This window comes from uncultured Faecalicoccus sp. (genome assembly GCF_944325745.1).
Classification (GTDB): domain Bacteria; phylum Bacillota_I; class Bacilli_A; order Erysipelotrichales; family Erysipelotrichaceae; genus Faecalicoccus.
In genome coordinates this window covers 1-6,831 of record NZ_CALVBG010000106.1, presented here as the reverse complement: position 1 = coordinate 6,831, position 6,831 = coordinate 1, and the positions used below count along the sequence as shown (strand labels likewise).

The window sequence follows — 6,831 nt, the reverse complement described above, 5'->3', positions numbered from 1 at the left end:
AGAATATCATAAATTAAAGGGCGATGTCCTGCAACGGATCTTTCATCATTTTCAAAATGTCAACTGCATTCTGCAGTTTTATCAAGGGGATGTTCGTTATGTATCCAAGTCTACGCAGCGTACCAGAAATCAGGCAGATTCTTTTTTAGAGACTGAGGTCTTGGCAGATGTGGAATCTTTGATCCTAACGGAGTCTTTTAATAAGGTTACGCTTTATGCTGAGTCCAACAGGATGCCGGAGGTACTAGAAAAAATGATCACTTTTAAAGATCCGGATTGTATGGGATTTTTAGTGGATCCCAACCGTTTTGAATTTTCGGATCCTAGAATCAATAAGGGCTATGGACTAAAAAAACTGTGTCAGCACTATGGTGTTGCGATGGAGCATATCTTGGCTTTTGGCAATGCGACCAATGACATACCGATGTTGTCCACGGCGGGCATCGGTGTCTGTGTTCAAAATGCGACCGATGATGTCAAGGCCATTTGTGATGTGATCAGTCCTTACACGAATGATGAAAGTGCCATCGGAAATTATTTGAATGAAAATCTTTTATAGGAGGTATGCATATGTCTCAATGGGATACAATTTATTGTGAGCTGTGTCAGAAGATCTTAGAGGAAGGAACGAGAGTCTCCAACCGAACGGGAGTGGATACTATCAAGATCCCGGCTGCTCATTTTGAGTTGAACTTGGAAGAAGAATTTCCGATTCTGACAACCAAACAGCTTTTTATTCGTCAAGCTGTTTTGGAGATGTTGTGGATCTATCAGGCGCAATCGAATGATGTACGCTGGCTTCAGGAAAGAAATGTACACATATGGGATCTATGGGAAATCAATGAAGCGGGAGACTGGTGTGATGAAAAGACAGGGAAGGTCTTAAAGCATTTTGATCCTTCTTTTGCCCATACAATCGGGACCGCTTATGGTTATATCGTTAAAAAGATGGGATTGATGGATAAACTGATCGCTTCTTTAAAAAATGATGTCAATGACCGAAGAAGAGTCATCTCCCTTTGGCAGGATGACTATTTAGACACAGCCGTTTTACCAAGCTGTGTCTGGTCCAGTGAATGGGATATCACCAATGGCAAGCTGAATCTGTGGGTCCATCAAAGAAGCTGCGATGTCCCTTTGGGTCTTCCTTTTAATGTGACGCAGTATGCTGTTTTATTGATGATGCTGGCTCAGGTTACGGATCTAAAACCAGGAACGATCAACTGGTCGATCAAAGATGCACATATCTATGTGAATCAGGTGGATGGAATCAAGGAACAGCTGGAACGCTACCATACTCAAGGCAGTCTTCCGGCCCCTACGCTTTGGCTCAATCCGGAGATCAAGGATTTTTATGCCTTTGATCATTCCAAGGATCTTAAAGATATCAAACTAGAAAACTATCAACATATGGGAAAGATCCAATTCCCATTAGCACAATAGGAGAATCCGATGAAATTGACGATGATAGCCGCTATCGGCAAAAACAATGAATTAGGAAAAGACAATCAGCTGCTCTGGCATTTGCCGCAAGATATGAAATTCTTCCGAGAACAGACCAAAGGCCATACCATTATCATGGGGCGGAAGACATTTGAATCCTTGCCGGGCATGTTGCCGGGCCGTCATCATATCGTGATTTCGAGAAGCCATCCTGATTTACCAGAAGAAGTAGAGATCTTCGAATCACCAGATGACTTTATTGAAGCCTACCAAGATACAAAAGAAGAGATCTTTGTGATTGGCGGGGCCATGATCTATAAAGAATTCTTGCCTTGTGCCTATCGGTTACTCTTAACCGAAATCGATCAAGCTTATGATGCCGATGCCTTCTTTCCGTCATTTAACAAAGAGGATTACACCAAGACCATCCTGACTGACATCACAGAAGAAGGAGTCCATTATCACCATATTGAGTATAAGAGGAAGTAAACAGCTTCCTTTTATTTCTATTGGATCGTCTTAAGAAAGAGAACGCAAAAAAATATATTTTTGATCTATTCTGTTTTTAAATCTTGGTTGCACTTTGTTTGTAATTGTGCTAATATAACTAAGCTTAGTCATGGACCCCTAGCTCAGCTGGCAGAGCAACTGACTCTTAATCAGTGGGTCTGGGGTTCGAATCCCCAGGGGTCCACCATGATGTTTATGAAAGCTCTTGTTCATCCTTTATATAAAGGTTTTAAACAAGAGCTTTTCTTTTTATATCTTCTTGCGACACGTTTACGACACTTTATGAGTAAGAAAAATAAGACAATCATCTTAGTTTGGTGTTCAAACTCTGAGATTCTCTTCAATTAGATTTACGCTTTTTGTAGTTAATAGATGTCATCTTTTCTATTGGTTCTTATTTATTTGAAAATCTGGACATGACATATAAAACTCTCTTTGAATTTCATAGCTAGTTCGTTTTCCTACATTAGAATTAAACCATACGTTTGTATTATCTTCTTTAATCTCTTTGAACCAGGACAGAGAACTAGGGTGATTACATCTAACAAACTTGTCATTTAATGATAAAGAAATTTCTTCTTTTAGCAAATATTTGGCATATGATTCAAATGCATTTGCCGCTCTTGAAGAACAAATGACAACATACGGTTTATCGAGACTTTCCCAAACAAGTAATAGATTAAAGAAACTGAAAAGATTGTCTATTTGTTCTGGATTGATATGACTGCCTGTAGCTTCAGCTGGGCGGAGATAATAGTTCATAAACGCAATGCCCTCAATTATCGTTTTTATATCATCATTGTTGATTCTTTCGATTCCTTTTGCAGGGTTATCTATGACGTTGTTATTTTTAATTGCATCATATAAAGGCAGTAGCATTCTTTTGAACATATTAATGAAGTGTCCGTTATTAAGCATGTTATATTTTATGACACTTTCAGTCCACATGTATTCCAGATCTTCTCGATAGAGAGATATTTGTTCTGCCCAATCGGATGCATACCAGTGTTTCCATAACCATTTCTGTTTGTTATCATCATTGTCATATCCTTCGTATACTTTTGAAAATGTAGGGAGATAATGACTTTCCATTACATAAAGAACTTTAATTTTTTTATCTAGAACGGTCTCATACTTTTCACCTACAAAAGGAGTTAAAAATGGATGATCTTTATAAAAATCGCTTAAAACATTTAGAAGCTTTTCCGAATTATCTGAGAAAAAATTTTTATATTTATTCTTATTTAATCCATATTTTGCAATAAACTTTTCCCAATTATTTGCATTTGGTAATTCTTTGTACTTGTCTATTTCGGGGAAATTAAATTGAGTAAAATCTCTCTCTTCTTTTAGCTTATTCATTTTCTCTCGATTTACTTTAATTTCTGGCTCAGGATCAGAATTGCGATAGGATCTAATCTCACTTTTTTTTAATTCATTTTCACATGTTTTAAAATCATCAGATTCAAAGATCTTTTCCAAGTCTATATTCGTCATGTTTATACCTCCTCATATTTTTTTAGAGCATCTTTTAAATTATTTTTAATTTTGTTTCTTAATGATTGTGGTGCAATTACTTCAATAAAGCTCGCATATTGCATAGCCCAATATTCCATTGCCTCAGGGCTAACGTTTAATGTGACATAGATTTTATCCTCCTTTTTTTGGATCTGTATTTCTTTTCCAAACCAATCAATGATCTGATCAACCATCCACTCTTCGGTTAAGAAACGAACTTGTATGGTTTTGTCAGAGAACATATAGGGTCTTGATTGGGCAAGGTCTTTATAATTGATCCCATGAGTATATCCTGGGATGGAATGAATATCAGTTCTTCGTTTATTTTTAATCGCTGTGTTTGTTATATGATCTAGACGATAGAATCCCATGTTTTGATATTTCTCATTATAGGCCATGAGAAAATATCGTTGATTATGGATTATAAACTGATAAGGGCTAAGGATCATTGTAGAGGATGGATGCATCTTTTTGTCTAGACCGTATTTATTGTATGTAACAGAAATTATTTTCTCTTGATCAATAGCTTCATCGATTATCTCAATATTCAAAAACAATTCTAGATTATCTGTCTTACTGAAATCTTTGAGCGCATAGATATTCTTGATATGAGGTATGAAATATTTGCTTGATAATTTGGATAGTTTTTCAACTAACTCGCGAGAATGTGGTTCATTGATATAGCGACTAGACATGATTCCATCAATCAACAACTGCAATTCACTCGTTGTAAATTCTCGTTCATTTAGATAGGTTCCGTTTTTAGTGGTGATGATATCATATCCAGACTGTTCAAGAATGGAAAGATTTCTGGAAACGGCTTTTCTTTCAACAATCAAGTCATATTCATTTTGAAGATAAGAGATAATTTCACTTTGTGTCAATTTGTGGTTTTCAGCAGAATATTTGTGAAGAATTTTCAAAATATAAATGGGCAATAATTTCTTTTTAGTGTTCATAAAGACTCCTTACTTTTAGTATAGATGATAAAGATGTATAGGGATAGCTTTAATATATTTTATGAGACAATTTTGGTGCATCACGTCTACTATAATTCAGTTAGAAAAGGAGAAACCACTATGTTAGATCTTACATCCAGTTTTAAAGGAGAATACTTTAAAGAATTTTCTAAATTTCAAATGTTTTGTGAATCCGAAAATAATCGATTAGAATATATTCCTTTTGATTTAGTGAGCACAATTACTCATTTATATGATAGAGATATTATTTTTATTCATGATAAATATGTGAAGGAAATAATTCAGGAATATCCATACTTACTTTTTACGAATGTTCAATTTTTACACAACGTAGAAATTATAGAATATGCGTGCAGTGTTGATCGATATATGTTGAAAGCATTGTTATTGTATGGAGATGATGAAGTTAAAGAAATTCTTTCTATGGACGGGTTTATCATTCACTTGGTTCAAGAATATCATTGTTACGTTGACCAAAGTATGTTTCCTTCTGATTTAGAACAATATTTGGAAAAGAGTGATATTTTTAAATTCCATTATTATCAGGACAATGTTGAATATCTTTTATTAACGGATGAAGGGAATGAAGTTTTAAAAAAATATTATCTTCCGTTTCCTCATATGCATTATCAATTGATGAAGAAAACACCAAATGAAACGTTGAAAGAATTGTTAAAGACTCAATTTCATATTTTATCGGATGAGGATTATATTCCTCTAGCACATATTCTAGATGAAGATGAATATGAATTTCTTACATATAGTGCATTGATTGATCTAGAAAATAAAAGTTACAATGATCAGGAAAATTGGTTAAAGCCATATATCCTTCAGATGGTGGATTTTTCCATTAAGAATAGAGGCAAAAAGACAGAATTGTTGATTCATTCTATCGATCATTATATCTCTAGCGTGACAAGACCTTCTTTTCAGTTTTATATTGATTGTGCAAAAAAAGAAATTCCTGCTTTGGTCTATAGTCGAAAATTTGCGAATAATATTACTTTCTGGCTCGAGACAATTCGAGCTAATCATAAAATGATAAAATTTGTTCCAGAAGATCTCTTGAATGATCGCGAGTTTGTATTGTCTGCTCGATTATTCTTTGACGAAATTTTGTATTACTGCAGTGAGACGCTTCTGGAGTCACCTATCTTTATATTGACATACTTAACGTGTTTTACTAGTCGAGTATGTTTTCGAGTGAGTAAGAAATTAATGTGTACAGAGAATAAAAATTTCTTAGAAGCTGTAGCTCAATTGGATCCAGATGCGATTCAGTATTTTGTTCATGGCGATTTATTATCAAAATCTTCAAATTAACTCTGGAGATCTATTCTTTATAATGAATGAAAAGGATGATAGAACAATGAACATTGACGACATGGTTATGTGTGGCGGATGCCATAGACTTGTTTTAAATACTACGAAAATTAACGGTATGACATTTTGTCAGAGATGTATTACTCAGTTGAAATTTAACCGATGGAAAAAATTTATCTTTTCTTCTGTTGATGAGCTGAAAATGATGAGAGATGATGTAGAAAAAGTTTCTCAAGAGTTGAGATTTCCCAAACAAGTAACAATGAATTTAGTTCGTTTGTTTGATGATTATATAGATCTTGGTTTTATTCAATCTGTTTACGGAGTTTCGCAACAGATGTTTATTTATAAGGATCATTTTGAAATAAAGACTGATGATTTTTTTAGAAAAACGTTAATGGATACAGTTTCTGGAATGTTACAAAAAGATTTAAAAGTTGATGGATTCAACTCAAATACGCTTTCAAAAATGATTCCGCAAGGGACTATAAGGTATGAATATAAAGATTATGAATCTGTTAAATTATCAACCGGCCGAAACAGACCTTTGGATTGTATCGTCGTGTTCAAAAACAAAAATGATCCATACTCTTTAGATAATGTGTATTTCTTCTTTGCTCATTATGCTTTACCAGAAGTGAAAGAGAGAATAAATAATGCAGCAAAAGCTATTCAAGAACATATTCAAATGTCAAATAAGGCTTAATGTATAGATAGGAGGAGTTTTCAAAGAATAATATCATTATGTACGGAGAAAAGAAGTTGTTCTATTTAATGATTCAAAAGTTGAATTACGTAGAAAAGGGTGCTCTTTTGAAAGAATAAAGATATATCTATAATTATAATGATTTTTATAATTGGACGTGATAGAATCAAAAAGCAGTGATATCTGCTTTTTTAATGTGTTTAAGACTATTTTGAAAGGAATGGATTTTATGAGAAATACGACGCTTGTGATTATGGCCGCTGGAATTGGAAGCCGATTTGGCGGAGGAATCAAACAACTGGAACCCGTAGGGCTTCATGATGAGATCATTATGGATTATTCGATCCATGA

General features: G+C 34.3%; 7 protein-coding genes, 1 tRNA gene and 1 pseudogene. 7 read left to right on the top strand and 2 right to left on the bottom strand.

The annotated features are described in order from the left end of the window. The 4 genes from Q0J48_RS07260 to Q0J48_RS07245 all read left to right on the top strand — a co-directional run. Positions 1-559: HAD hydrolase family protein (locus Q0J48_RS07260; protein ID WP_296242818.1), on the top strand; the 559-nt coding region annotated here is incomplete at its 5' end. A gap of 11 nt (positions 560-570) precedes the next feature. Continuing rightward, on the top strand, positions 571-1,443 hold the full coding sequence (thyA, locus tag Q0J48_RS07255; RefSeq protein ID WP_296242817.1) for a thymidylate synthase: 873 nt from the start codon (positions 571-573) through the stop codon (positions 1,441-1,443). A 9-nt stretch (positions 1,444-1,452) separates the two neighbouring features. After that, positions 1,453-1,932: a dihydrofolate reductase gene (locus Q0J48_RS07250; protein WP_296242816.1), complete on the top strand. Its 480-nt coding sequence runs from the start codon at positions 1,453-1,455 to the stop codon at positions 1,930-1,932. A gap of 132 nt (positions 1,933-2,064) precedes the next feature. Continuing rightward, positions 2,065-2,140: transfer RNA gene (locus Q0J48_RS07245), tRNA-Lys, on the top strand. A gap of 197 nt (positions 2,141-2,337) precedes the next feature. Here Q0J48_RS07245 and Q0J48_RS07240 read toward each other — a convergent pair. Further along, positions 2,338-3,450: a hypothetical protein gene (locus Q0J48_RS07240; protein WP_296242815.1), complete on the bottom strand. Its 1,113-nt coding sequence runs from the start codon at positions 3,448-3,450 to the stop codon at positions 2,338-2,340. Between the two features lie 2 nt (positions 3,451-3,452). Continuing rightward, positions 3,453-4,430 (bottom strand): WYL domain-containing protein, encoded by a 978-nt coding sequence (locus tag Q0J48_RS07235; RefSeq protein WP_296242814.1) that lies wholly within the window; start codon positions 4,428-4,430, stop codon positions 3,453-3,455. Positions 4,431-4,550: 120 nt separating this feature from the next. On the opposite strand from Q0J48_RS07235, the gene Q0J48_RS07230 reads away from it, so the two are divergent. The 3 genes and pseudogenes from Q0J48_RS07230 to Q0J48_RS07460 form a co-directional block, all read left to right on the top strand. Further along, positions 4,551-5,774, top strand: coding sequence for a DUF4116 domain-containing protein (locus Q0J48_RS07230; protein ID WP_296242813.1), 1,224 nt, complete (start codon positions 4,551-4,553; stop codon positions 5,772-5,774). Between the two features lie 22 nt (positions 5,775-5,796). After that, positions 5,797-6,480: a hypothetical protein gene (locus Q0J48_RS07225; protein WP_296242812.1), complete on the top strand. Its 684-nt coding sequence runs from the start codon at positions 5,797-5,799 to the stop codon at positions 6,478-6,480. Positions 6,481-6,709: 229 nt separating this feature from the next. Next, positions 6,710-6,831: pseudogene (locus Q0J48_RS07460) on the top strand (nucleotidyltransferase); the annotation flags it as partial.